We start from the raw sequence: 24,860 nt of genomic DNA, 5'->3' as shown, positions 1-24,860 counted from the left end.
TTTTCTTTGTTTACCAAAACTCCCGTCCAATCAAAATGGCGGCGATCACGATGCCCGCCCCCAGCCACATCATGGGGAGAAGGAGGGACAGCGAATCGGCCGGCGCTTGAAACAAAAACAGATGTGGCCACGGCATGAACGTTCCTTGCGTTGCGACTTCCATAAAGGTATAGACCGCGATGACCGATAAGGCGATATCTAGGCTGCCAAAGACGCCTAACAAGGCAAGCCCAATCAACTGGTAAAACGAAAACAGCAGAAACAGGTGCACCAACACGGGTGCGGTGAGAAACATCGTTCCATGAATCCATATGACCGCCGCGACAAGAAGAACGATGCATCCCCCGTGCAAAACAGCATAGCGAACCAAGTCGAAGACGACCGTTTTTCGGTAATGCCATAACAGCGCTTCTTTCGCCCCTTCGTCGTACAAATGGCGGTACAAAAAGACGAGATGCCATCCGGCGATCGGCACGGCGATGCCTTGGATGACGGTGTACGACAAAAACGGTTCGTCGGAGCGGGCGGACAAGATCCCCATCAACCCGACGCACAGCCCGTAGACGAGAAACGGAAACCAGTACAATCGGCCGAGCAAGCGGCGGTCGAAGGAAAAATGATGGGCGATCGTCTTTTTATCCATGCGCTTCCGCCTCTTTCAACAACGCCAAATATCCGTCCATCAGCCGCGGGGCGACGCGCCGACCGATCGGCTCTTCGGACAAGACGCGCACGACGACGTGGGAAGGCTCTTCGCTCATTTGCACGACTTCGTTGGTGGCCATGACCGAGTCAAGCTCCTCAAATGGCACGTCCAACTCATACGTATAAGGAGCGGCTTTTTGCTTGAGCTCGTCCGGGCTGCCTTCAAACAGCACCGTGCCGCGGTCCAAAACTCCGATTTTGGTGCACAGAAATTCAATGTCCTCGACAAGATGCGAAGAGATGACGATCGTATGGTCATGGCCCAGCCGCTTCAACAAATTGCGAAACCGCACGCGCTCGCGGATGTCAAGCCCGGCCGTCGGCTCGTCAAACAGCAGGATGGACGGTTCCCGAAGCAACAGCATGGCGATGCCCACCCGCCGCCGCATGCCGCCGGACAGCTCGCGCATTTTTTTGTTGATGTGCGAAGACAAGTTGACTTGTTCGATGACCTTTTCGATTTTGGATCGGCAGGCGACGGGATGTTCACCTTGCAAGACAGCGAGATGCTCGAGCACTTCATACATCGTCAGCTCCGGGTACATCATAAACTCTTGCGGCAAATAGCCAATCTCGTTCACCCGCTTCACCCTCGTACCGGTGCTGATCGGCTCGTCTCCGAGCGACACCCGTCCGGCATTGAACTCCAACAGTCCGGCCACAATGCGCATCAACGTCGTCTTGCCGGCACCGTTTGGTCCCAGCAAGCCGTACACGCCGGAGAGGGTGAGGGAGACATCGGATAAAATCGGCTTCTTTTTCACGATTTTCGTCAATCCTTCAATGACGACCGCCAACGCCGTTCACCTCCTGCATTATCTCGATGACGCGATCCCATGTCCAAGCATTGTCCATGTTCTCATACCATGTCCGTAATAATTGCTGTTTTTGGTCTACGTCAAGCGACTGAAACTCGCTATACACTGATTCAATCTGCTTCTGCACGGATTGAGGTTGCGACTCGAACCACTCACTTTTGGAGCTCCAGTCGATCACCGGCAGGTCATTTTTTTGCATCAACCAGCGGGTGGCCAGCGAAATCCACTCGTTGTACATGATCCGCGATCCTTTCGGCGGTACGGAAAGCCGGAGAATTTTTTCATAATAATCTCGTTCTACGTGATAAGTGTCAATGGAAGAAAAGTCAGTGTTATAGACAAGATGATCATTCGCCATAAATGACGATAGCCCCCAACTTGAGAACACAATGGATTTAGGCAACGATGGAACCGCTGTTGATGCGATTTGGTGGACATAATGAAACGTTTTTTCAAACTGGTGGATGACAGTTGGTGCGCGTTTCGCCATATTTGGCCAGTCGGCTGGGTAGGTGATTTTGTATCCTTGGTACACGAGTTGATGCCCTTGCCCTTTGATCAAGGTGACCGCTTGCGCCTTCCCTCGGTAAACCGTCCCCCGCTTTGGCACATTACAAAACAGCACATCGCCGTCCACGTTTAAGGTAAAAGTGTACGTTTCATTCGGAAAGAATTGATCGGTGAACGCCCCACCCCAAGCTCTCGTTCCCGCTACTCGATATTCGTAGGTCCGATACATGTGTGTAGCTCGTTTTTTCGGATACCACGCTCGATCCGCCAACAGAACGATACGGCCATTGGTGTACGGGATGAGCGCCGTATCGACGATCTCATACGAAAACGTGAGCGTCGAGGTGCGTTTCGGCAGCCACACGGTCACGAGATCGCCGTTTCTTGTAAACTTGACGGGCTGATGGTCCGCTTCAATCGAGTGGAGCGGATACAAATGGTACAGTTGAAACGTGGGCCGGTTCGTTTCCAACTGGGACAAGGCCACGCGCACGACCGCACGTGATCCATGCAAGGAAAGGTCATACGACTGGATACGGTAGCGCAAATCGGCGTTCGTCTCTTGTTTCATCTGGCGGTATTGCTCGAGTTCGGTCGTCTGATCGGCCCGAGTGAACGCCTTGGTGTTCGTTTGCAAGGAGTGGTAGGCGGTTAGGACGATCAGAAACGGGAAGACGAGAAATGCTTTCAAGACGGCGTTTCGCTCCTTTCTCGTCTGCGTAAAGCGGATCGACGACAACAACGCCAACCCGACAAGGGAAAGAAACCACGCGGCCCATTTCCATTCCCCGCCGCGGTCGACCTCAAACCCGATGTAGGAATCATACGCTTGTTGAATCGCGTGTTTTCCGATAAACAGCAACGACGCCCAGTCGCGGGCATGAACAGTTTTGGACAGATCGATGAACAGCTCCGTCGTCATCGGTCCGGTCAGGATCCACACAAGCAAAATAGCGAAAAAACTGACCTTTTTCGTTTCCAACAGCAGTGCGATGATGACGCCGTACAGGACGGTGAGCACGAGCGGTCCAAACTGATAGACGGCGAGAAACCGAAGCAGCGACAAATACAGATCCGAAGGCTCCACCCCAACGAAGAGATACACGATTGAAAAAACGCCGCAGCTCATCATCAGCATAATCCCTTGGTACAGCGCATGAACCGCAAGCAAGGCGCTCATTTTCTCCAGCAAAATCCGGTAGCCGTCGGCGAACCATGACGAGACACCGTACAGAAGCTCTTTGGAATAGAGAAGATAGAAAAACACGATGTAAAAAATCGAAACAATTTGTACAAGCATGAATACTTCCGATGGCAACTCTACAGCGTATTCCATGCCTGAGTTCATATCGTCTGAAAAGAATAAAAGGAATCTGATAAGCAACAAAGCAAAAAATAGTGTGCTGGCACCGAGGTATAGTTTACTTTTCAACAGTTTTTTTAGATAAAAGACGAGGAAATTCCACCTCATAGCTCATCAACCGCTTTCTTTCCAAAAAGTTGACAAAAGGGGAATGCAGCCAAGGATCGCCCCATTCCTGTTTGGGCGTATCCCTGACTTTTCTATCATCGTAATTCACTATTATTGGACAGTAATGGTTACATATCCTCTTGAACCAATCGTTTGACCAACAATTTGGCCATAATATTTATCGCCTTCTTGTTGTGTAAAATTGTGCACGTTGAAGGAAAAATGTTACGAAAATAACGAGAGTCACACTAGCCGCAAGCCCCGCGAAGGATCGCCGCATGCTTCGAAAAACGCCATAAACGGCGATGGAAGAAAGAATATACGCCAACTTGATCAGCACGCGTTCTTTTTGGAAGGTTAGGCTGAATAACGGGTCAATGTAAGGCCAACGATGGTTTCCCCACAAGGAGAAGGATGGATTGCGATATTCCAAAGAAAACAGCACGATGATCCACAAAACAAACACACCAACGAGCAACATCGCTTTTTTCGAAGAATGATAGGCGTAAACAGCGCCTGTGGACAATCCGATCATCCACGCCCATAGAAATGGTAGAAGAAAATGAATCAAATACAATGGAAACAGAAAAGTGAAAAGATCCCAACCCGCTGAATAGTTGGCCACCACCGCACCGGCGATGATCCCGGCCAAGGCCAGTTGCCAAGCGAAAAAACAAATAAATGCGATCAAAGTTTGGCAGAAGACGATCTTTTGCGGGTTTGGCATGATGTCATTCATCGCCATCCAGTGAATTGGAGTCGAAGTGAACAACGAAACATGCAAACGGAAGCTGAAGAGCAGCCAGACAGCCATTCCAATCGGAACCAAATATTTCGTATATAAGATCCATTCCGCTGGATTGGTGGTATGGGGATTGAGGCAAACAAACATCAAAACCCCAGAAAATACGAATATGAAACTAGCTTCTGCTTTTAAGCGGGACGCCATTCTTGAAATGAACACCCATTTCATATGGAATGCCCTCTCTAATCATGAATTTGAAATGTTTGTAAAATTCAATGGCATTATAAAAAAAGAAGAAGAAGGTGTCAACCTTTTACATGGAAATTCACAGTATATTCACAAATAATAGGAAAATCACATTGTCAAAATAACAAATTTTGTCATAATTTTGTGTCTTTCGACGTAAGGAGGGGGTCCGTTGTGCCCCGAGCTGTTGTCGCCGTGCTGAACGAAGCGATCGGGCGGGGGCAGAAGACGATGGATGGAACGCCTGCTCGCTGTACTTTTTTGTGTCTAGACCGGTTTGTTCTGCCTGAGCGGACAGCCGTCTTTTTTCCTTTCCGCGGCGGTGGGACAGGGGCTTGGCGATTGAGAGCGCGTGAGCTGAGGTGGCTCGTTTTTCCTTGCATCGAAAGCGCCGTTATCGGTACAATGAAGTCGGCAACCATTGGCAAAGGAGACGGCGCGATGAAAATCGGCTATCGGACGTTGAAAACGGCGGTCGGGGCGGCGCTGGCGATCGCCATCGCTCAGTTGATCGGCCTTCACAACTTCGCTTCTGCCGGCATTATCGTCATTTTGTGCGTTCAAGTGACGAAAAAGCGGTCGCTGGAGACCGCGCGGGCCCGTTTGGCGGCGTGCGTTGTCGCGATCGGGTTTGCGGCGTTGTTTTTTGCCGTCTTCGGCTACCATCCGTGGACGATCGGGCTGCTGCTGTTAGTGTTTATTCCGGTGACGGTTCGGCTGAAAGTCAACGAAGGCATTGCGACCAGTTCGGTGATCATTTTGCATTTGTATGCGGCCAAGGAGATCACATGGGAATGGGTCGTCAATGAGCTGCTGCTAGTCGCTGTCGGCATCGGGGTGGCGCTCATCGTCAACATGTACATGCCGAGCGCCGAGAAGCAGCTCAAAGAGTACCAGCGCATTGTCGAGGATTTGTTTCGCATCATTTTAAAAGAAATCGTGCGCTATTTGCGCACGAATGAGCTCGATTGGGATGGGAAGGAGCTGCCGCTTGCCGCGGAGATGCTTGAGCGGGCGAAAACGCTCGCGATGCGCCACGCCGACAACCAACTATGGAGGAACGAAGATGAATACGTCCGCTACTTCCGGATGCGCGAGCGGCAGCTGGAAATCATCGAGCATATGCTTCCGCTGGTGACGTCGCTGACGTACACGGTTGAGCAGCGGATGATGATTGCTGATTTTATCGATGAACTAAGCGATGCCATTCACCCGGGAAATACAGCTGATCGGTTTTTGCGGCGTCTTGCCGAGATGCGCGAGCAGTTTAAGGAGATGCCGCTGCCAACGACCCGCGAGCAGTTTGAGGAGCGGGCGGCGCTGTTTCATTTGGTGCGCGAATTGGAGCAATATTTGCTGATTAAAAGTGAGTTCCGCCCGAAAAATGAACCGGAAAAGCGGCGGTGGCCGTCGCTTGGTTGACCGAAAGGCGGCGCATACCCCCGCCTTTGTTGGCACACACTAAAGCCAAATGCCGCAAAGGGTGACTGATATGCGTAGATCGTTGCTGGTAGGTTTGTTGCTTGCTGTGCTGGTGGGGACGCCGTTTCGGACGGGGGCGGAGACGAAGCCGCTTGTGATCGTGAACAAAGCGATCAACAAACTTGCGCTCGTCCGCGACGGCCGGATTGAGGCCGTTTATCCGGTGGCGACGGGGGTGAATGCCGAACTGACGCCGGAAGGGCTGTTTACCGTCACGGTGAAGGCGGAAAACCCGTACTATCGGAAAAAAGACATCCCGGGCGGAGCGCCGAACAATCCGCTTGGCACGAGATGGATCGGCTTTAACGCGCGCGGGACGGACGGGCGCATTTACGGCGTTCATGGAACAAACAACCCGGCGTCGATCGGCAGCTACGTTTCGCAAGGGTGCGTGCGCATGCACAACCGCGATGTCGAGCATTTGTACGAACGAGTGCCGATCGGCGCCCGCGTGCTCATTCTCCGCAGCCATGAGCCGTTTTCCGCCATTGCGAAACGATACGGCGCGGTTCGATGAACACCGCAAGCTCCCTTGCTTTGGAGCTTGCGGTGTTTGGTGTCTAGGCGTAAAGAGTGCTCCCGCCTCCCGGAAAAGGCGGGGGCGTTTCCGTTTCTTTTCGTTCCGAAGGCGGCTTTCGTCGGCGCCACGAAACACCTGCGCCCTAGCTGTTTCAACAGGTAGTGATGAAGCTAAAACCACATGCTGATGCCGGCAAGGAGCGTCGTCAGCAGCATGCAAGCGAGCATCAAATAGACAATAAATTTTTGCGTTTTGCGCGACAACGGTCCGTCCTCCTTCCGTCCGCTGTTCTACGTTTATTGTAACGGCAAACGGCAGGGCGGACAAGAAAAAACAAAAAGCAGGATTTTTCGCCGAAACGGCGAATAGTAAGACGTTGGCCTGATCATTTTGCCGCAAAGGGGATGACGACCATGCGTGTGAAAAAAGTCGACCATATCGGCATTGCTGTCCGCTCGATCGAGGAAGCGCTTCCGTTTTATACGGAGGTGCTCGGCCTGCCGTTTCTCGGCATCGAGGAAGTCGAGTCGGAGCAGGTGAAAGTGGCGTTTTTGCAGGCCGGAGAGGCGAAACTGGAGCTGCTTGAGCCGCTGTCGCCAGAGAGCGCGGTGGCGAAATTTATCGAAAAGCGCGGTGAAGGGATCCATCACGTGGCGCTTGGCGTTGAGGACATCACCGAGCGCATCCGCGAGTTGAAGGAGCACGGCATCCGCATGATTCAAGATGCGCCGAAACGCGGCGCCGGCGGGGCGCTCGTCGCCTTCATGCATCCGAAATCGACCGGCGGCGTGTTGTATGAACTTTGCGAGCGAACGAACCAAACGGAGGGACACCGATGAGCGACATGTACGACAAAATCAACGAACTGTATGACCGCCGCCGCGAGATTGAACTGGGCGGCGGCGATGCGAAAATCGAACAGCAGCACGCGAAAGGGAAGCTGACCGCGCGCGAGCGGATTGACTTGCTTTTGGACGAAGGAACGTTTGTCGAACTCAATCCGTTCATCGAGCACCGTTGCACTGATTTTGGCCTCGGGGAAAAGAAGGGGCCGGGCGATGGGGTCGTCACCGGCTACGGGAAAATCAACGGCCGCACGGTGTTTGTCTTTTCGCAAGATTTCACCGTTTTCGGTGGGGCGCTTGGGGAAATGCACGCGAAAAAAATTGCCAACATCATGGATTTGGCGGCAAAAACCGGGGCGCCGGTCATCGGTTTGAACGATTCGGGCGGCGCCCGCATTCAAGAAGGGGTCTTGTCGCTGGACGGGTACGGGCACATTTTTTACCGCAACGCCATTTACTCCGGGGTCATCCCGCAAATTTCCGTCATCATGGGGCCGTGCGCCGGTGGAGCCGTCTATTCGCCGGCCATCACCGATTTTGTGTTCATGGTCGAAAAAACGAGCCAAATGTTCATCACTGGCCCGAAAGTGATTGAAGCGGTGACCGGGGAGAAAATCAGCGCCGAAGATTTAGGCGGCGCCCGCGTGCACAACACGATCAGCGGCAACGCCCACTTTGCGGCGGCGAATGAAGAGGAGGCGCTCGCCGAAGTGCGGCGGCTGCTTGGCTATTTGCCGTCAAACAATCACGAAAAGCCGCCGTTTGGCTCGATTCCGGACGGGGACGACTACCGGCCCGACTTGGCCGATGTCGTGCCGATTGACGCCGTCCGCCCGTACGATGTGCGCCACGTGATCGCCCACGTCGTCGATGACGGTTCCTTTATGGAAGTGCAAAAAGATTTTGCGAAAAACATCGTGATCGGCTTTGCCCGCATTAAAGGTGAAGTGGTGGGGCTTGTGTGCAACCAGCCGAAATTTATGGCTGGCGGCCTTGACATCGATTCGTCCGACAAGGCGGCGCGCTTCATCCGTTTTTGCGATTCGTTCAACATCCCGATCATTACGTTTGAGGACGTCACCGGCTTTTTCCCGGGCGTCAAGCAGGAGCACGGCGGCATCATCCGCCATGGGGCGAAAATTTTGTACGCCTACTCGGAAGCGACGGTGCCGAAAATCACCGTTATTTTGCGGAAAGCGTACGGCGGCGCCTACGTCGCTTTAAACAGCAAATCGATCGGCGCCGATGTCGTCTATGCGTGGCCGAACGCCGAAGTGGCCGTCATGGGGCCACAAGGGGCGGCGAACATCATTTTCGCGAGCGAAATTGAAAACAGCCCGAATCCGGAAGAAACGCGGGCGCAAAAAATTGCCGAATACCGCGAGAAATTCGCCAACCCGTACGTCGCCGCCAAATACGGGATGATCGATGACGTCATCGACCCGCGCGACACGAGAATCAAGCTCATCCAAGCGCTCGAGATGCTTCGCCATAAGCATGAAGAGCGGCCGAAGAAAAAGCATGGCAACATTCCGCTGTAAAAACGGGGTCAAACGGCCCCGTTTTGTCGGTTGGCCTCTATTTTGGCAAACCGATTCGCGTCCGTCAAGCTCTTTCCGTTGCCTGTCTGTCAGCCATTGAAACGTGCGCTAAAACTTTTCCAACGCGTCTGTCAGCGCCTTGCCTGCCGATCGTTCCGCTGTCCGGTTGGCGTTGAGTGGAAACTTTCGGTATACTTGAGGTGGAATACATAAACAGGAGGAAGAAAGTTTATGGTCAATGAACAGCGTCTTGTCGACGAGTTTTTGGAGCTCGTGCAAATCGATTCAGAAACGAAGCATGAAGGTGAGATCGCCAAGGTGCTGAAACAAAAGTTTGCAGCGCTCGGCCTTGAGGTCATCGAAGACGATGCGGCCGCGAAAACAGGGCATGGCGCCGGCAACTTGATTTGCACGCTGGCGGCGACGAAAGACGGGGTCGACCCGATTTACTTCACCTCCCATATGGATACGGTCGTGCCGGGCAAAGGGGTAAAACCGTCGATTCGCGATGGCTATGTCGTCACCGACGGGACGACGATTTTAGGCGCCGATGACAAAGCCGGCTTGGCGGCGATGTTGGAGGCGATTCGGGTGTTGAAAGAGCAGCACATCCCCCACGGCTTGATTCAATTCGTCATCACGGTCGGGGAAGAGTCAGGGCTCGTCGGGGCGAAGGCGCTCGATCCATCGCTGCTCAAAGCGAAATACGGCTATGCGTTGGACAGCGACGGCAAAGTCGGCAACATCGTCGTCGCCGCGCCGACGCAGGCGAAGCTGAAAGTCGTCGTGCACGGCAAAACCGCCCATGCCGGTGTGGCTCCCGAGCGCGGGGTGTCCGCCATTACGATCGCGGCCAAAGCGATCGCGAAAATGCCGCTCGGCCGCATTGATGAGGAGACAACGGCGAACATCGGCCGCTTTGAGGGCGGCACGCAAACGAACATCGTCTGCGATCGCGTTGATATTTTAGCGGAAGCCCGCTCGCTCGTTCCGGAAAAAATGGAAGCCCAAGTGGCGAAGATGAAAGAGGCGTTTGAAACGGTTGCTGCGGAAATGGGCGGCCGCGCCGAGGTCGAGGTCGAAGTGATGTACCCGGGCTTCAAATTCAGCGACGGCGATCATGTCGTCGAGGTCGCCAAACGGGCGGCGGCGAACATCGGCCGGCCGTGCGAGCTGCAGCGAAGCGGCGGCGGCAGCGACGCCAACGTCATTGCCGGCTTCGGCATTCCGACGGTCAACCTCGCTGTCGGCTATGAAGAAATCCATACGACGAACGAGCGGATGCCGATTGAGGAGTTGGTCAAACTGACGGAAATGGTCGTCGCCATCATCAAAGAAGTCGCCAATGCCGAGTAAGCATCCCGAAGACGGATGCCCTTTTTTTCTTCGGGCGCCGAAATCCGCTGAACATTCAGCGAGAATCGGCCGATAAAAAAAGCAGACACGATGTCAATCATTGAGAGAGGTGGCGGGGAATGGACAAATATGTGGTCTTTCGCGTCGAGCGGGAACAATACGCCGTTTCGATCGCGTATGTCGTCTCCATTGAAAAAATGACGGCGCCGACCGCGGTGCCGCATATGCCGGACTATATGGCGGGCGTCGTGCGCATCCGCGGCGAGCTCGTGCCGGTGCTTGATATGCGCAAGCTCCTGTACGGGCGGGCCATCGAAGAAACGGACCAGACGCGCCTTGTCGTCGCGGCGGTCGATGGGCTGTCAGTGGCGCTGATCGTCGATGAGGCGAAGGAAATCGCTGATATTGAGCCTGAGGCGATTCAGCCGCTTCAACTGATGTCCGCGGAGCGCACACCGTATCTTGTCGGGATGGCGACGCTGCCGGATCGATTGTTGACGGTGCTCGATCCGCGCGTGTTGTTCAACCATTTGGAGGAAGCGGAAGAGATCCGAGAACAAATCGCTGCTGTTCAACCCGATGAAGCGGTATAGAAGGCTGGTGAAAAACCGCTAATTCCCTTCATCAATGAGGGCAGGACCGCTGCAACAAGGTTTTTCTCGTTGAAAAATGAGATGGCAAAGCCGCATCTACGAGTCAATCACCGGTCTCATAGGTGTTTGCCTATACCGTTTTGTTTTCCGCGCATATCCTAACCATGGAAACGAACTTCACCCGATGAAGAGGAGGCGCATTCCATGGTTCGACCGTTTGGCCCGTATCCGGGCGGCTTTTATCCGCCGTACTATGGCGGCTACGGCCACTATCCGTATGGCTACTATCCTTATTGGTACGGGGGATATGGCGGCTATCACCACTTTCCATACGGGATGCATGATGGCCACTATCCGTTTTCGCCGTATGGCTTCCCGCATTACGGGGGGTATTGAGCACGAGGGGCATTCAGCCCCTCCCTCGATGAGAGGGAAGGGGGTAGCCCGGATTAGCGAGCAAACAAACGTCCATGGCCGACCAGTTCATCCGTTGATGTTGGGCGGTCTTTTTGAGATTCCATAGGACGGTGTAGATCCGCTCTGCCAATGTCCGCGGGCGGCATTTCCCGAACGGCTCCGATTGTATGTGGTGCAAGGCTGCTCTCTCAAATGGATTGGCTGGGTTTTTAGCAACTTCCGCGCTTTCGCCCCCATTCTCACGGCTGATCAGCCTTTTTGCGCACGCATCCATAAATCGATTTAGAAAACTTGCAGCCGATCCGTAAACTATGATATGTTCTTTGATGAACAATCAAAACAGAAAGGGACGTTGAAAGATGGCAAAACAGCAAATCGGCGTCATCGGACTGGCGGTCATGGGGAAAAACTTGGCGCTCAACATCGAAAGCAAAGGCTATTCGGTGGCGGTCTACAACCGTTCGCGCGAAAAAACGGATGAGTTTTTGCAAGAAGCGAAAGGAAAAAACATTGTCGGTACATACAGCATCGAAGAATTCGTCAACGCCTTGGAAAAACCGCGGAAAATTTTGCTGATGGTGAAAGCGGGAGCGCCGACGGACGCGACGATCGAACAGCTGAAGCCGCATCTGGAAAAAGGCGATATTGTCATTGACGGCGGCAACACGTATTTTAAGGATACGCAGCGCCGCAACAAAGAGCTCGCTGAACTCGGCATCCACTTTATCGGCACGGGTGTGTCCGGAGGTGAGGAAGGGGCGCTGAAAGGCCCGTCGATCATGCCAGGGGGACAAAAAGAAGCGCATGAGCTCGTGCGCCCGATTTTTGAAGCTATCGCCGCCAAAGTTGACGGCGAGCCGTGCACGACGTACATCGGCCCGGACGGCGCCGGCCATTACGTGAAAATGGTGCATAACGGCATCGAATACGGCGACATGCAGCTGATCGCCGAAGCGTACTTCCTGCTCAAACACGTGCTTGGCATGGACGCCGCTGAGCTGCACGAAGTGTTCGCCGACTGGAACAAAGGCGAATTGAACAGCTATTTAATTGAAATCACCGCTGATATTTTCACGAAGATCGATGAAGAAACAGGGAAGCCGCTTGTTGATGTCATTTTGGACAAGGCCGGGCAAAAAGGAACGGGCAAATGGACGAGCCAAAACGCGCTCGATTTAGGCGTGCCGCTGCCGATCATCACCGAATCGGTATTCGCCCGCTTCATCTCGGCGATGAAAGACGAGCGCGTCAAAGCAAGCAAAGTGCTGGCAGGCCCAGCGGTGAAACCGTTTGAAGGCGATCGCGCCCACTTCATCGAAGCGGTGCGCCGCGCGCTTTATATGAGCAAAATTTGCTCATACGCCCAAGGGTTTGCGCAAATGAAGGCGGCGTCTGAGGAATACAACTGGAACTTGCGCTACGGCGACATCGCCATGATTTTCCGCGGCGGCTGCATCATCCGCGCGCAATTTTTGCAAAAAATTAAAGAGGCGTACGACCGCGATCCGGCGCTGCCGAACTTGCTCTTGGATCCGTACTTCAAAAACATCGTCGAAAGCTATCAAGATGCGCTCCGCGAAATCGTCGCCACCGCAGCGATGCGCGGCATTCCGGCGCCAGGATTCGCCAGCGCCCTCGCCTACTATGACAGCTACCGCACGGCGGTGCTCCCGGCCAATTTAATTCAAGCGCAGCGTGACTACTTCGGCGCCCACACGTACGAACGCGTCGATAAGGAAGGCATTTTCCATACGGAATGGCTGAAGTAAGCAAAAAACCCTTAGAGCCTTATGTGGCTCTAAGGGTTTTTTTGGCGCTTGATGAAACTTCGTCTCAACCGTTGCCATCGCATGGAAGTCGCCCGACATGATCGCCCGGCGACCTTTCCGTTCATGCTGGGCATCTGATTACGTGCGTCGATAAATGGCATCGCCGACAATAATCGTGATTAAAGAGATCAGCATCGTCAATTTGACCGCTTTGTAGTCTAAAAAGCGCAGCACTTGTTCTTCAAACATGTAGATGAAAAAGAATATGACCATCAGCACGGCGAGAAATAAGGCAAATCGTTTTTTTTCGATTCATGAAGAGAAGCTCTCCTTCTATCTCCATATTTACAATTAATTTTCATTGGGAAATTTTCGAAAAACAAGAGCCTTTATTCCCATTTTTCAACCTGTAGATAGGCAAATCTCATAGCGCCTCACGAAGCAGCTGTTTGTCATAACGTACAGCCAACATGCCAAACAGCGAATAGCAGACTGTGTAAATCGCCATCACCGTCAACATCGGCGTCCACAGTTCGGTGCCGAAAAAGAACCAGCCGGAACGGACGGCAAAGTAGCTGTGAGACAATCCAAGAAGCAACGGAACCCCAAAGTAGAACAGCTGTTTCTGTCGGATGCCCGCGAAAAAGTCGTTTTCGGTGAATCCGAGTTTGCGTAAAATGGTGTAATTCGGCCGCTCTTCTTCGCCGGCGCCCATTTGCTTAAAGTAAAGAATACAGCCGGAGGTGACCAAAAAGGCGAGCCCTAAAAAGGTGACAACAAACATGATCAATCCGAATGTCTGTTTTTGATAGCGGCTCATGATCAGGCGCGAATCGGCGATGGAGGAAAACTTCATGCGTTGAAACAGCTGATCAGCCCGCTCGATATTTGTTTCGTCAGTCAGGTGAATTCCGATATGCACCTTTTTCATTTGTGGATCGGTTTCTTTTTGCAAACGAGCAAACATCGTTTGATCGACAACGACGGTGGGCATGCCGTGCGTAAAATGGTAGTTGACGTAATAGTCTTTTTTCATCCCAAGGTAATGAAGCGGGACCATGCGGCCGTTTGCTTCTAAGCGAATCATTCCCGTTTCTTTAAACGGCAAGAATTGGCGGAGGATGTCCTGATATCCCGTCAGCACAGCTTCCCCGGGCTTGACATCGATGCGGCCTGTACTTGTGTCGCTGATCACCGATAGCGCAGCGGCGGACGGCTGAAACTGGAGCCGGCTTTGATCAGCGATGTCTAAAATCATTGAAATATCAGTCGGTGTTTCAATGACATCGATCATCGTTTCCCGATAGCGAATATCATGAGATCGCAGCGCCGCCGTAAAACGGGCGGCATCTTTTTTGTCCGTGAACGCAAAGTCGGCGGCGACGTAGTTTTGCGCGGCCTGTTCGGCTGAATAGTAGGAAATATAGCTTAACGAAATCAACCCGATCGCGATGGCCGACACGGTCGTGATGATGGTGAGCAGCAAGGCATTTGATTTGATGCGAAACATAAGCGATGACATGGAAAGCACGTCGTCGATCGACAAATAGCCGCCTTTCCGCTTTCGCCATAGGTGGAAGAGAAAGCTGATCGTTCCTTTAAAAAACAAGTAGGTGCCGATGATGACCGCGCCTAAAATGAACGCCATGGCCATGAATAAGCCTTGAACGCTCTTCCAGTCGCTGCTAAACAATTTCATCGATATCCCATAGCCGCTGCCGATGAGGATGATCCCGGCCATTCCCACGACCATGTTCCATACGGATACATGTTTTGCTTCGGTTGTCGATGTCGTGCGGAACAAGGAGACAATCGTCTGTTTTTTGAGAAACAAGCGGTTCATCCCCATCATGAACACATTGATCACACTAAACACAATCAACGTTTGCACCAATGCTTGGCCCGAAAAGGAAAGAGACGCCTTGACTGGAATATCGATGATTTTAAACAAAATCATCATCAACAGCTTGGAAGCGGCAAATCCCATCCATATGCCGATGATCAGCGTGCCGTAATAAAGAATGACGTTTTCGGCCGCCAGCATCAAAAAAATGTTTCGTTTCGTCATGCCGATCAGCTGCAAAAGAGCGATCTCATGGCCGCGCCGTTGGATAAACAAGGCATTGGCATACAAAAGAAAGACGGCGACAATCACGATAAGAAGCACCGCGCCCGTGCGGACGGCCGCCGCCCCTTTCACTCCCCCTTTGATGGCATCAAGGGCTGGGTCGTACTGCAATGTCACGAACGCGAAATACAAGGCGGAAGCAAACATTAAAGCAAACACGTACAAATAATAATGTTGAATGTTTTGTTTCAAATTGCGGAACAAGAGTTGCTTCATGCTCATGGACGAACACCACCTAGCACGCCTTGTGTTTGCATAATGGCTTGGAAAAACTGCTGCTGCGTTTCGGTTCCTTTGTACAGTTGCGTATACAATTGTCCGTCTTTAATAAAAACGACACGGCTTGAGAAACTGGCCGCGACCGGATCATGGGTGACCATGATGATCGTCGTCTTCCGTTGTTGATTCAGTTTTCGCAGCTTGTGCAATAAATCGGAAGCCGATTTCGAATCGAGTGCGCCGGTCGGCTCATCGGCAAAAATGATGCTCGGCTCATGGATGAACGCCCGCGCCGCGGCCGCGCGCTGTTTTTGCCCTCCAGAAATTTCGCTTGGATAGTGGTTTTGGATGTCAATAATGCCAAGTTCAGACGCCAATTCGGCAAATTTCTTTTCCGCTTCTCGCTTGGGCGTTTTCGTAATCGATAAAGGCAAAAGGACATTTTCCTTCACCGTCAGCGTGTCAAGCAAATGATACTCTTGAAAAATGAATCCGACATGGCGCTTGCGAAATTCCGCCAGCTCCCGGTCTTTCATGGCGACGATGTTGTTTCCTTCGATGAAAATCGCGCCCTCGCTCACCCGATCGATGGAGGAAAGGACGTTGAGCAGTGTCGTCTTCCCTGATCCCGACGGGCCCATGATTGCGAGAAACTCTCCTTTCTCCACGCGCAAATCAATGCCTTTGAGCACTTCTTGTTGATTTTTCTTTGTTCCGTAAATTTTGCGGATGTTAGTTGCTTCGAGTATCGTCATCTCCTGTCCCCCTCCTTCGTTTCTATCATAAACAAAATGGTTCATTTTCTCCTTTGTTTGGTCGAACAAAACAAGACAGCATGTGACAGTTTTGTCACATGCCGTGCATTCGGATCAGGTCGTTTTCCTGGGGAAATACGATGGTAAAGACCGTCCCGCGCCCCGGTGAAGATTCGACGTGAAAGTCAAGCAGAAGCGGTTGGGCGGCTTTTTTCGCCAAATACAGCCCCATTCCCGTCGCCGCTTCGTTTTGGTGTTCGGCGGTGGAGGTGAAGCCCTTGTCAAAAATGCGCGGCAAGTCCTTCGGATCAATGCCGCGGCCGAAATCTTGAATTTGCAAGTGGATATGGCCGTTTTCTAGAAAACTTTTCACGATAATGTCGCAAGACTCACTATATTTCACCGCGTTCGTCACGATTTGCCGGATGATAAACGAAAGCCATTTGGCATCGCTGAGCACCGAGCGGACGTTCAATTGCAGATCAAAGCCGATGCCTTTTTGCATGCACCATGGCTGCAACGGTTTGATTTCATTGATGAGAAGCGGCTTGAGCTCGACGTGTTCAATATATAAATCGTTTTCCATGTGAGGGAGCCGCCGCTGATGGAGCTGCTGATCAAGCAGCAAATGAATGCGCAGCCATTCGTATAGGAGCGATGATTTGGTGTTTTCCTCTTCGACTCGTTCGATCATGAGCCGCATGGCCGTCAGCGGCGTTTTCATTTCGTGAATCCATGTCAGCAGTTCATCTCTCTCTTGTTCCAACGCTGTTCGGCATACGGTCAGTTCCTGTTTCCATTCGTCCATTTGGCTGGCTATGGCGCGCTCAACGATGCGTTCAAACGGACTGGCCGCCTGCAGGATGGAAGCGGGGGCCAAGGCAAGATGGCACGTTTGCAGCCGCTGATAAAATGCCGTTTCCTTTTTCCACCGGATGATGACAAAGACGGCAAAGAGGATAGATGTTAAAAAGACGATATAAAGAGCGGAGGAAAAGGGAATCGTCGGATCAAGATAAGCGACAAACAGAATGAACAGCTCGAGGAACAAAAAGAAGGCAAGCCAGCTTTTTCGTTCCATCAAGTAGTCTTTGATCATGAGCCGATCCCCTCTTCCTTTGCCATATACCCTTGTCCCACTTTCGTTTCGATGAAACGGCCCAAGCCCAGTTCGTCAAGCTTTTTCCGCAGCCGATTGACATTGACGGTCAGCGTGTTGTCGCTGATAAACCGTTCGTCCTCCCACAGCTGTTCGATCAGTTCTGTCCGCGTTACAATCGTGTTTTTCTTGTTCAACAGATGTTTTAAAATCAACAGTTCGTTTTTTGTCAGCTCCACCGTTCCTTGTTCATTGGTGACCGTGCTTTTGGCATAGTCGATGGTGGCGCCGCACCACGTTTGCAGGTGGATGGGGCCTGCATTGTAATCGTACACGCGCCGGAGCAGCGCCTGGATTTTCGCGATCAGCACGTCAAAATGAAACGGCTTTTGGATGTAATCATCCGCGCCAAGCTGCATGGACATGACCATGTCGGTCGGATGGTCGCGCGACGATAAAAACAAGATCGGGACGTTCGAATGCGCGCGGATTTGGCGGCACCAGTGAAATCCATCAAATTTCGGCAGCTGGATGTCAATGATGACAAGGTGTGGCTGGCAGTGTGAAAATTCCTCCATCACCCGGCTGAAATCACGGATGCCGCAAACGTTGTATGACCATTGTTCGAGACGTTGTTTGATTTCTTGAAACAACGTGGCGTCGTCTTCAATGAGTAAAATGTTCAACCTCGTGTCCCCCTACTCTTTTCCGCTCGATATGGCGTGTTGTTCTGTTTTCCATTATATCTGTTTTTTGGTTGTTTAGGGAGGTAGCGTCAAAAGTTCTATGAAAACTCCACACAGACCATCCCATTGAGCATCGTGGGGCATGCAGAGAGCCGGATTCGCCCTTGACCAACACCCGCCAAAGGTGGGAAAGAGTCGTCAAGGGCGACGGGGACAAAAAAGAAGGCAATAGGAAAGCCGCCCTTGCTTTTACCGAATTTTACCTTTGGCGGTGTTCGGTTGGTCAAGGGTTCGCTTCGCCGAATCCGGCAGGAGTTCTGTTCAACGGGCTCTGGAGGACAAAAAAGTTAGGCTGCCTCGTTTTGAAGGAAGTCCTGAGCCATGGTGATGAGCTTCGTCCACCGGGCTGGCATATGCGGCAGCTCGGCGAGCTCCGGGATGACGACCGGTACCCGGCCTTCGAGCGCGCTATGCGGGCGCAGAAAGTTGAAATACGCCACAAACAGCGTCACAAAGGACACCGAGCCTTCCTCGGCGCCAAACCCATGGGTCGGGCGGTAGTTGCCTTTAAAGGTCCGGTTGAATCGCTCGATGATCTGCTTGAGAGGGCGAAACTCTTCCGAGACCGGATCTTCGTTGGTCAGGCCGATCACCTGGCGGACGTCAAACGAAATCCCGTGCTGGGCAAAGAAGTGTTGCGCCAACCGGTAAATCGGGTTGCCATCCACGACGAACGACAAGTCGTCTGGAAGGGACGGCAGCTTCCTGAGGACATCATTGATCGCCTTGATGGCCGAGAGCGTGTCCCGGTTGGGCGAGACGCGATAGGACAGCACGATCTTTTTCACGGCGTCGAACATAAAGAATAGGTAATGCCAACGGCCCTTCACACGAATATATGTCTCGTCCCCACAGAACGAACCGGACAGCTCATACGGGAATCGGTCGACAAAGGGCTTGATCCAAAGCGCGACGCTGTTGGCGTAGTTGAGCACCGTCTGATGAGAGATCGAGACGCCATGGATGTCCTTCAGGGCGGCGGCGGTTTCCCTCGAGGACATCCCAAAGTTGACGTAGTACGTCAACACGAGCCCCAACACGTGCGGCGACGCAGCCAGCCGGGACAAATCGACCTTCGGCTTGATGAGCGACGAGGAAGCCAACGGGAGAAAGTCAAACAAGAACTCCCGAAACAAATACCGCACCTTGAAGGCTTGAGGATTCTGTTGAAACTGTTGGCGCTCTTTCTTCGTCATCCGGCGAAGGTTGGCCTGGTAAAACGGGCAATCGTTGTTCTTGCACTTATAGACGTTGTATTCCTTGCGTTCCTTGATTTTTTCCAACGTCTTTTTGCAGTGCGGACAACGAAAGACCGCTTGCTTGGTGAACCGATTTCGGTGGTTGAACCGGCATTGGCACACTTTGCATTGGTATTGCCCTTTTCCGCCGTTATTGGCGTACAGGTAAGAAGAGGGAGCCTGGCAGCGAGGGCAGGTCAACGAATCCGGAACACGGTGTTTCGCCTTCGCGCGGCGCTGGATGGGCCGTAAAGGACGTCTGTGCTGGGCTTCATAGTCTGCCAACAGCTTCCGGTAATCAAGGGTTTCCGGCACATCGATGATCGGAAGGTCATCGACCTGAAGTTTCCGGTACGGCTTTTGGATGGGTTCGTCCCAGTCCTCGAGATGCAAGGATTTTCCCAATATCACACCCATCAAATACACAATGATTTGATATTGGGTCTTGATGATTTCGAGCAAATAGGCTAATAATTGAGGTAACAAGCTTGTCACTCCTTTGTTTTGGCTGTTGGGTGTCGTTACCTCAATGATGGCCGAAAACAATGGGGGTGGCAAGCTTTTTTTCTTCCAACCGTTGAAACTCAAGGGAAAACCGTGAGTGTGGAGGATAAACTTTTGACAATACCTTTAGGGAGAAGGGGGGCGATGAGATGGAAGAGATGGGTGGGAATCAAAATTGAAAGTATATCGGACAATGAGTTATTATGGATTCAAAGAATGAATGGAAAATGGAGGTGGAATTTAGCGATGAGTTACTCATCTGAGGAAATGAGAACTAGGGATGCCATTTTAGATAAATTTTATACATTGGACTATCTCTGTTGCAAACAAGGAGTTGTTGCTGAAATCGTTGTTTTAGGGGGAGCGGCGCTTTTATTACTTATGGAGCAAATGGGAGAACAGTTTCGTCCTACGAGGGATATCGATGTTCATCTTATCAGCACCAACAATATGCAGGCCTTATTAAGGGAGTTAGAAAAAATAAATGTCGATGTGGTTGGAGGAATTATGGAGGTTCCTCCATCGGAAGACTTGCGGAATAAGGAGTCACTTTTTGAGTTGGATTTGGATTTTTCGGCTATTCGTGTCTATGTTCCAACCATCGAATTGCTTGCCTGTTGCAAAATTTTTTCCACTCGTGAAAAAGATTTAATTGATTTAAAGGAGACACAGATATTAGAAAAATGTGATACAGAAAAGTTGCTGGGAATGGTAGCGGAATATAGAGAATATTTGCTGAATCCCTCAAATCAAGATTTGAATTTGTATGAACTAGATAACATTTTGAAGGAAAAAGGCATATTATAGAGAGAATGTGATAAAATATTAGGTACAAATAAGTTGCAAAGGAAAGGGGGCAACTACCATGAATAGTAGGACGGGAGAGGAACCCACAGTGCCTTTTTCGGAATTTCTCGAAGAGCTACGTCGAGAGTTACGTTTTCAGCAAAATGGGGGAACTAGTTATCGAAAACAAACGGCACAATTATCATTACAAGTTGCCCAGAAAGCAGGATGTATAGATCCGTTTTTTAATAGAGAAAGTGCCAAGCGGACAGTTTCTCAATTGCTTCCTGACCTCGATCTTTTTCGTATCGAAGACATTGCTAAGATGTTGAATGTCATTGCAAGGGAACTCTATATGAATGCTACCCTTTCCGATGAAGTTAGAGATTATATACACCAAAAACGTCAACATCGCAAGCCTCTCTTAAAAGAACGGCATTTTCTTGGTTTTAAATCTAAGTTGCAATAAAGAATTTACTGGCTCATCACCACAACATGTACTTGACAGACGGTACACTTCTCTGAACAAGTGTTTGCAAAAATAATTTGTTTCCCGTTCTTTCTTGGTTGCATAAGTAAGGTACGTGATGAAAAAATCAAGTACAACTTTTGGTGAAGAGCCAATTTACTGGCTCTTCACCACAAAATGTACTTGACAAAAAACGTTTTTCATGATAAGAACGTCAAAAAGATTGATTACCATTTTTTGTTATTTTTGTTCAACCGGGAGGGATAATATCATGTTTGTTCCTAAAAGTCAAGTACATCTTTCGGTGATGAACCAATTTACTTCCAAATCCCCTTTTTATGTATTTAAAACCATTATATACAATATGCGACTGAGAAGTGTAAAACACAATTTCAAATAGTTATAGGAGTACTACTTATTTTGCTGGGCAGGCAAGGGGATGTCCTAAAGGGGAGCATCCCTATTTTATCACCTGCCATGTTTTGGCCGATCTTGCCCCTTTTCCTGTCTTGTTCTGACAAAAGGTCATTATGTCATCATGGCGCCTGAGCATAAGGCGCACGATTATTGTTTGTTTACACGTGGAGGGATTTGTCATGCCATCACAACGAAAGTCGATCATCCCCGACGGCTTTTTATGGGGCGGGGCGGTGACGTCGTTCCAGACGGAAGGGGCGTGGAACGAAGGCGGCAAAGGGCTGTCGATCGTTGATGCGCGCCCGATTCCGGAAGGTCATTCCGATTGGAAAGTGGCGGTTGACTTTTACCATCGCTACAAAGAAGACATCGCTTTGTTCAAGGAGCTCGGTTTTACTGCCTACCGGACGAGCATCGCTTGGACGCGCATTTTTCCGGATGGGGAAGGGGAGCCGAATGAAGCGGGCTTGGCGTTTTATGACGCCGTGTTTGATGAATTGAGGGCGAACGGCATCGAACCGGTCATTACGCTGTACCATTTTGATTTGCCGCTGGCGTTGGCGAAGAAATACAACGGCTTTGCCTCGCGGAAGGTCGTTGACTTGTTTGAGCGGTACGCGCGCACCGTGTTTGCGCGCTATCGCGGAAAAGTGAACTATTGGCTGACGTTCAACGAACAAAACTTAGTGCTCGAACAACCGCATTTATGGGGGGCGATCTGCCCGGATGATGAAGACCCGGAAGCGTTTGCCTACCGCGTCTGCCATCACGTCTTTCTCGCCCACGCCAAGGCGGTGAAGGCGCTGCGCGAGATCGCTCCGGAGGCGAAGATCGGCGGGATGGCGACGTATTTGACAACGTATCCGGCGACATGCCGGCCGGAAGACGCTTTGGCGAACGTGCAAGCGAAAGAGCTGTTCATTGATTTCTTTTTTGACATGTTTGCCCGCGGCGTTTATCCGCGCTATGTGACGAATCGGCTAGAGAAAAAGGGGATCCGCTTGCCGCTTGAGGCAGGCGATGAGGAATTGCTGCGCGCGCAGACGGTCGACTTTTTGTCATTTAGCTACTATCAAAGCCAAATCGTCCGCCATCAGGAACACGATGAGCGGATCATCAAAGGGCTTGCGCCGAACCCCCACTTGCCGAAGACGAAATGGGGCTGGGCGATCGATCCGCTCGGCTTGCGGATTGCCTTAAAAGACGTGTACGCCCGCTACCAGATGCCCATTTTCATCACCGAAAACGGCATCGGGCTTGAGGAGGAGCTAAACGAGAACGGCACGGTCGACGATGACGAGCGGATCGACTATATGCGCCGCCATATCGAACAAATGAAACTGGCGATCGAAGAAGGGGTCGAGGTGATCGGCTATTTGATGTGGGGGGCAACCGACTTGTTAAGCTCGCAAGGCGAGATGCGCAAGCGCTACGGCGTCATTTTCGTCAACCGCGATGATCAAAACTTGCGCGATTTGAAGCGTTATAAGAAAAAAAGCTTCTACTGGTTCCAGCGCGTCATTCGCACGAATGGGGAGGAGCTGTAAAGCAAGAACGAGTTTCAAAAGAGGGGCTCCTTCAAGATAGGCACAACATACAGTGCGGCAGAAGCAGTCAGTACGTATATAGCGATGAAAGAGGGCGTCCCGGTCCTTTTGGGACACCCTCTTTTTACCAGTCCTTAGGGCGACCGTGGCGAATGTTCAATCGTTTAACATGTTTGTCCCAAGTAACGACATCTTCTGGGGGATTCGCTTTTGCATGAGCGGCGATATACGCGTCAATGAAATCGACCTTTTTCTCGCCGTAATCTCGAAGCGCCTGTTGCACAACATCTTTTTCCTCTGTTTCGATCCCAATCCCATTGGTAAACTTTAATAAGGCGGCGGAAATGTCGGACGGCGATGCTTGATAGACGGAAGCCAGCACCCAGCAACATTCCGCGACGACGAGCGGATTAAGGCGCAAAATCAATTCTCCTGCTTCTACTTTCTGCAACATGTCCCCAACTTCTTCCGCAAGCTCTTGGGGATGGCCGGTCATGATTCGAATCACGACATTTGTGTCAATCCATAGCTTGCGAGCCACTTAGTTTTCCTCCCCGTCTTTCAATTCTTTTGCTCCTATCGTACGATATACTTCATCTCGGATTTCCTCAACAGGGCGGAACGGCTGAGTGGTTTTGAGAATGCCGATTAATTGTGACAAGCGATATTTCTTCGTGACTTCCACTTTTATTTCTCCATCTTGGTTGACGATAAACGTCAGATCATCGCCTTCGTTGAGGCCTAATGTTTTCCGGATTTCAACAGGAATGACCACTTGCCCTCGGCTGGACAGCTTGCTTGTCGCTTTCATGACGACCGGCGATGGTTGATCCGAAACATTCATTTTCTCCATTGGTGCGTTTCGCTCCTTCCTAAACCTTTTTCATACTTACTTTTATTATATGTCTTATTTGTATGCTTGATCAATCGTTGAAAATCATATTATTTTCGGTGTAGTAAGAAGTTGTGTGGGGGACAACAACAATGATAAGAATGTATGTTCATGCGTGGAAGAGGGGGCTTCTCGGTTTGAAATGATAAACAGCCGGTCCCATCAAGGGACCGGCTGTTTTCACGGCTCGCGGTCAAACAGCAAGACGCGCGCCGGGGCGGCGTCGGTGCCGACGAGTTTGAGCGGGGCGGCGACCATGAAATAGCGGCCTTCGGGGACCTCTTTTAGCCGCAGCCCTTCGATGACGATGACGCCGGCCGAAAACAATGTTTTATGGGTCGGATGGCCTTCTTGCGCCCGCTCGATGCCGAGCGCGTCGATGCCGACGCCGCGGATTGGTTTGGCGGCCAAATAGCGGGCCGCGTCTTCGGCGACGAAAATAAACTCGAAATTGAACGCATCTTCAAACGAATTTTTCGTTTTAAACAGAACGAAGTCGCCTTCCTGAATGTCGAGATGAGCGATGTCGTCTTTCGTAATCCGATCGTTGACATGCGTCAAATCAAACAGTTTGCACGGGCCGACGAGGCGGTCAAGCGGAATTGTTTCAAATGTCGCGCCGCCTTCGACCATGTGAAGAGGGGCGTCAATGTGCGTGCCGGTGTGCACGTCCATGTCAATGCGCGATTCGGTCACATAGCCATTGGTGACTGTCGTGCGCTTCGGCTGTTTTTCCGGTTTGTTTTTGTAAACCGGCATGCCTTCGTAAATCGGGGCGGTAACATCATACATCTTCATCGTTCCTTCACTCCTTTGCTTCAACGACGGCGGGCCAGCGGTCGAAAAACGGCTTGCCTGTCAGGGACTGGCGTTGTTCGGCGACGGCTGAGCCCGCTCTTTGTTTTGCCCGTGATCGTCCAGACGAACGGTGATGAAAACGGATCGCCTGACAACGTCTCGCCGAAGGGAAACGGCTGTGGATCGCCGGCCTTCTAGAAAGCCGGCGGTCAACGGTGCGTGCCGCTTTATTTCGTTGTTTCCC

At 51.5% G+C, this 24,860-nt stretch carries 24 protein-coding genes and 1 pseudogene; 11 read left to right on the top strand and 14 right to left on the bottom strand.

Annotated features, from left to right (window positions below; genetic code table 11):
* Positions 1-10: 10 nt before the first annotated feature.
* The 4 genes and pseudogenes from GC56T2_RS11490 to GC56T2_RS11475 form a co-directional block, all read right to left on the bottom strand.
* Positions 11-643 (bottom strand): hypothetical protein, encoded by a 633-nt coding sequence (locus GC56T2_RS11490; protein ID WP_144975308.1) that lies wholly within the window; start codon positions 641-643, stop codon positions 11-13.
* A complete protein-coding gene (locus GC56T2_RS11485) occupies positions 636-1,502 on the bottom strand; it encodes an ATP-binding cassette domain-containing protein (RefSeq protein ID WP_144975306.1) in 867 nt (288 codons plus the stop codon). The genes GC56T2_RS11490 and GC56T2_RS11485 overlap by 8 nt, the downstream gene beginning before the upstream one ends.
* Positions 1,486-3,504 carry a M1 aminopeptidase family protein gene (locus tag GC56T2_RS11480; protein WP_144975304.1) on the bottom strand — a complete coding sequence of 673 codons (2,019 nt, stop codon included), beginning with the start codon at positions 3,502-3,504 and terminating at the stop codon, positions 1,486-1,488. Before GC56T2_RS11480 ends, GC56T2_RS11485 begins: the two co-directional genes overlap by 17 nt.
* 202 nt (positions 3,505-3,706) lie before the next feature.
* Positions 3,707-4,477, bottom strand: a pseudogene (locus tag GC56T2_RS11475) (hypothetical protein); the annotation flags it as partial.
* Positions 4,478-4,936: 459 nt separating this feature from the next.
* On the opposite strand from GC56T2_RS11475, the gene GC56T2_RS11470 reads away from it, so the two are divergent.
* Both GC56T2_RS11470 and GC56T2_RS11465 read left to right on the top strand, forming a co-directional pair.
* Positions 4,937-5,917, top strand: coding sequence for an aromatic acid exporter family protein (locus GC56T2_RS11470; RefSeq protein ID WP_144977293.1), 981 nt, complete (start codon positions 4,937-4,939; stop codon positions 5,915-5,917).
* 70 nt (positions 5,918-5,987) lie between these two features.
* Entirely contained in the window at positions 5,988-6,494 is a 507-nt protein-coding gene (locus GC56T2_RS11465; protein WP_144975302.1) for a L,D-transpeptidase, read from the top strand.
* A 173-nt stretch (positions 6,495-6,667) separates the two neighbouring features.
* Here the strand turns inward: GC56T2_RS11465 and prli42 are convergent, their stop codons facing one another.
* The gene (prli42, locus tag GC56T2_RS17830) at positions 6,668-6,760 is read right to left on the bottom strand and encodes a stressosome-associated protein Prli42 (protein ID WP_153017164.1); all 93 of its coding nucleotides are present in this window, start codon (positions 6,758-6,760) and stop codon (positions 6,668-6,670) included.
* 150 nt (positions 6,761-6,910) lie between these two features.
* On the opposite strand from prli42, the gene mce reads away from it, so the two are divergent.
* The 6 genes from mce to gndA all read left to right on the top strand — a co-directional run bounded on the left by mce (position 6,911) and on the right by gndA (position 13,018).
* A complete protein-coding gene (gene mce, locus GC56T2_RS11460; RefSeq protein ID WP_144975300.1) occupies positions 6,911-7,336 on the top strand; it encodes a methylmalonyl-CoA epimerase in 426 nt (141 codons plus the stop codon).
* On the top strand, positions 7,333-8,883 hold the full coding sequence (locus GC56T2_RS11455) for an acyl-CoA carboxylase subunit beta (protein ID WP_144975298.1): 1,551 nt from the start codon (positions 7,333-7,335) through the stop codon (positions 8,881-8,883). The genes mce and GC56T2_RS11455 overlap by 4 nt, the downstream gene beginning before the upstream one ends.
* Before the next feature lie 231 nt (positions 8,884-9,114).
* The gene (locus GC56T2_RS11450) at positions 9,115-10,239 is read left to right on the top strand and encodes a tripeptidase T (protein WP_144975296.1); all 1,125 of its coding nucleotides are present in this window, start codon (positions 9,115-9,117) and stop codon (positions 10,237-10,239) included.
* A 119-nt stretch (positions 10,240-10,358) separates the two neighbouring features.
* Positions 10,359-10,832 (top strand): chemotaxis protein CheW, encoded by a 474-nt coding sequence (locus GC56T2_RS11445; protein WP_144975294.1) that lies wholly within the window; start codon positions 10,359-10,361, stop codon positions 10,830-10,832.
* A 204-nt stretch (positions 10,833-11,036) separates the two neighbouring features.
* Positions 11,037-11,228: a hypothetical protein gene (locus GC56T2_RS11440; protein ID WP_031408435.1), complete on the top strand. Its 192-nt coding sequence runs from the start codon at positions 11,037-11,039 to the stop codon at positions 11,226-11,228.
* Between the two features lie 380 nt (positions 11,229-11,608).
* Entirely contained in the window at positions 11,609-13,018 is a 1,410-nt protein-coding gene (gndA, locus tag GC56T2_RS11435) for an NADP-dependent phosphogluconate dehydrogenase (RefSeq protein WP_144975292.1), read from the top strand.
* Between the two features lie 138 nt (positions 13,019-13,156).
* Here the strand turns inward: gndA and GC56T2_RS17825 are convergent, their stop codons facing one another.
* From GC56T2_RS17825 to GC56T2_RS11410, 6 genes are all read right to left on the bottom strand, one after another.
* Positions 13,157-13,297 carry a hypothetical protein gene (locus tag GC56T2_RS17825; RefSeq protein ID WP_186440034.1) on the bottom strand — a complete coding sequence of 47 codons (141 nt, stop codon included), beginning with the start codon at positions 13,295-13,297 and terminating at the stop codon, positions 13,157-13,159.
* Between the two features lie 145 nt (positions 13,298-13,442).
* Positions 13,443-15,368: an FtsX-like permease family protein gene (locus tag GC56T2_RS11430; RefSeq protein ID WP_144975290.1), complete on the bottom strand. Its 1,926-nt coding sequence runs from the start codon at positions 15,366-15,368 to the stop codon at positions 13,443-13,445.
* Positions 15,365-16,120 (bottom strand): ABC transporter ATP-binding protein, encoded by a 756-nt coding sequence (locus GC56T2_RS11425; RefSeq protein WP_144975288.1) that lies wholly within the window; start codon positions 16,118-16,120, stop codon positions 15,365-15,367. Before GC56T2_RS11425 ends, GC56T2_RS11430 begins: the two co-directional genes overlap by 4 nt.
* A 94-nt stretch (positions 16,121-16,214) precedes the next feature.
* The gene (locus GC56T2_RS11420) at positions 16,215-17,219 is read right to left on the bottom strand and encodes a sensor histidine kinase (RefSeq protein ID WP_144975286.1); all 1,005 of its coding nucleotides are present in this window, start codon (positions 17,217-17,219) and stop codon (positions 16,215-16,217) included.
* Complete coding sequence (locus GC56T2_RS11415; RefSeq protein WP_033844128.1) at positions 17,216-17,905, bottom strand: response regulator transcription factor; 690 nt, start codon at positions 17,903-17,905, stop codon at positions 17,216-17,218. Before GC56T2_RS11415 ends, GC56T2_RS11420 begins: the two co-directional genes overlap by 4 nt.
* Before the next feature lie 347 nt (positions 17,906-18,252).
* Positions 18,253-19,689: a DDE-type integrase/transposase/recombinase gene (locus GC56T2_RS11410; protein ID WP_144974183.1), complete on the bottom strand. Its 1,437-nt coding sequence runs from the start codon at positions 19,687-19,689 to the stop codon at positions 18,253-18,255.
* A 162-nt stretch (positions 19,690-19,851) separates the two neighbouring features.
* Here GC56T2_RS11410 and GC56T2_RS11405 point away from each other — a divergent pair, with 162 nt between their 5' ends.
* The 3 genes from GC56T2_RS11405 to GC56T2_RS11395 all read left to right on the top strand — a co-directional run bounded on the left by GC56T2_RS11405 (position 19,852) and on the right by GC56T2_RS11395 (position 22,926).
* Positions 19,852-20,514, top strand: coding sequence for a DUF6036 family nucleotidyltransferase (locus GC56T2_RS11405; protein ID WP_144975284.1), 663 nt, complete (start codon positions 19,852-19,854; stop codon positions 20,512-20,514).
* A gap of 58 nt (positions 20,515-20,572) precedes the next feature.
* Positions 20,573-20,962: a hypothetical protein gene (locus GC56T2_RS11400; RefSeq protein ID WP_033023559.1), complete on the top strand. Its 390-nt coding sequence runs from the start codon at positions 20,573-20,575 to the stop codon at positions 20,960-20,962.
* Positions 20,963-21,558: 596 nt separating this feature from the next.
* Entirely contained in the window at positions 21,559-22,926 is a 1,368-nt protein-coding gene (locus GC56T2_RS11395; RefSeq protein WP_144975282.1) for a glycoside hydrolase family 1 protein, read from the top strand.
* A 124-nt stretch (positions 22,927-23,050) separates the two neighbouring features.
* Here the strand turns inward: GC56T2_RS11395 and GC56T2_RS11390 are convergent, their stop codons facing one another.
* From GC56T2_RS11390 to GC56T2_RS11380, 3 genes are all read right to left on the bottom strand, one after another.
* Positions 23,051-23,467 (bottom strand): type II toxin-antitoxin system VapC family toxin, encoded by a 417-nt coding sequence (locus tag GC56T2_RS11390; protein ID WP_144975280.1) that lies wholly within the window; start codon positions 23,465-23,467, stop codon positions 23,051-23,053.
* Positions 23,468-23,779 carry an AbrB/MazE/SpoVT family DNA-binding domain-containing protein gene (locus GC56T2_RS11385; protein WP_144975278.1) on the bottom strand — a complete coding sequence of 104 codons (312 nt, stop codon included), beginning with the start codon at positions 23,777-23,779 and terminating at the stop codon, positions 23,468-23,470.
* Positions 23,780-23,998: 219 nt separating this feature from the next.
* Positions 23,999-24,616: a cyclase family protein gene (locus GC56T2_RS11380; protein ID WP_144975276.1), complete on the bottom strand. Its 618-nt coding sequence runs from the start codon at positions 24,614-24,616 to the stop codon at positions 23,999-24,001.
* Positions 24,617-24,860: the final 244 nt, after the last annotated feature.

It is taken from the genome of Geobacillus sp. C56-T2 (assembly GCF_007829715.1).
Lineage (GTDB): Bacteria > Bacillota > Bacilli > Bacillales > Anoxybacillaceae > Geobacillus > Geobacillus icigianus.
This window is presented reverse-complemented; position numbering and strand designations above follow the sequence as displayed.

What these genes read in the sequence shown, in the direction of transcription:
- GC56T2_RS11470 (WP_144977293.1), top strand. Translation starts at nt 4,937, where the DNA reads ATGAAAATCGGCTATCGGACGTTGAAAACGGCGGTCGGGGCGGCGCTG.
- mce (WP_144975300.1), top strand. Translation starts at nt 6,911, where the DNA reads ATGCGTGTGAAAAAAGTCGACCATATCGGCATTGCTGTCCGCTCGATC.
- GC56T2_RS11420 (WP_144975286.1), bottom strand. Translation starts at nt 17,219, where the DNA reads ATGATCAAAGACTACTTGATGGAACGAAAAAGCTGGCTTGCCTTCTTT.
- GC56T2_RS11400 (WP_033023559.1), top strand. Translation starts at nt 20,573, where the DNA reads ATGAATAGTAGGACGGGAGAGGAACCCACAGTGCCTTTTTCGGAATTT.
- GC56T2_RS11480 (WP_144975304.1), bottom strand. Translation starts at nt 3,504, where the DNA reads ATGAGGTGGAATTTCCTCGTCTTTTATCTAAAAAAACTGTTGAAAAGT.
- GC56T2_RS11490 (WP_144975308.1), bottom strand. Translation starts at nt 643, where the DNA reads ATGGATAAAAAGACGATCGCCCATCATTTTTCCTTCGACCGCCGCTTG.
- GC56T2_RS11395 (WP_144975282.1), top strand. Translation starts at nt 21,559, where the DNA reads ATGCCATCACAACGAAAGTCGATCATCCCCGACGGCTTTTTATGGGGC.
- GC56T2_RS11380 (WP_144975276.1), bottom strand. Translation starts at nt 24,616, where the DNA reads ATGAAGATGTATGATGTTACCGCCCCGATTTACGAAGGCATGCCGGTT.
- GC56T2_RS11455 (WP_144975298.1), top strand. Translation starts at nt 7,333, where the DNA reads ATGAGCGACATGTACGACAAAATCAACGAACTGTATGACCGCCGCCGC.
- GC56T2_RS11445 (WP_144975294.1), top strand. Translation starts at nt 10,359, where the DNA reads ATGGACAAATATGTGGTCTTTCGCGTCGAGCGGGAACAATACGCCGTT.
- GC56T2_RS11425 (WP_144975288.1), bottom strand. Translation starts at nt 16,120, where the DNA reads ATGACGATACTCGAAGCAACTAACATCCGCAAAATTTACGGAACAAAG.
- GC56T2_RS11465 (WP_144975302.1), top strand. Translation starts at nt 5,988, where the DNA reads ATGCGTAGATCGTTGCTGGTAGGTTTGTTGCTTGCTGTGCTGGTGGGG.
- GC56T2_RS11385 (WP_144975278.1), bottom strand. Translation starts at nt 23,779, where the DNA reads ATGGAGAAAATGAATGTTTCGGATCAACCATCGCCGGTCGTCATGAAA.
- GC56T2_RS11430 (WP_144975290.1), bottom strand. Translation starts at nt 15,368, where the DNA reads ATGAGCATGAAGCAACTCTTGTTCCGCAATTTGAAACAAAACATTCAA.
- gndA (WP_144975292.1), top strand. Translation starts at nt 11,609, where the DNA reads ATGGCAAAACAGCAAATCGGCGTCATCGGACTGGCGGTCATGGGGAAA.
- GC56T2_RS11440 (WP_031408435.1), top strand. Translation starts at nt 11,037, where the DNA reads ATGGTTCGACCGTTTGGCCCGTATCCGGGCGGCTTTTATCCGCCGTAC.
- GC56T2_RS11450 (WP_144975296.1), top strand. Translation starts at nt 9,115, where the DNA reads ATGGTCAATGAACAGCGTCTTGTCGACGAGTTTTTGGAGCTCGTGCAA.
- GC56T2_RS11405 (WP_144975284.1), top strand. Translation starts at nt 19,852, where the DNA reads ATGAGATGGAAGAGATGGGTGGGAATCAAAATTGAAAGTATATCGGAC.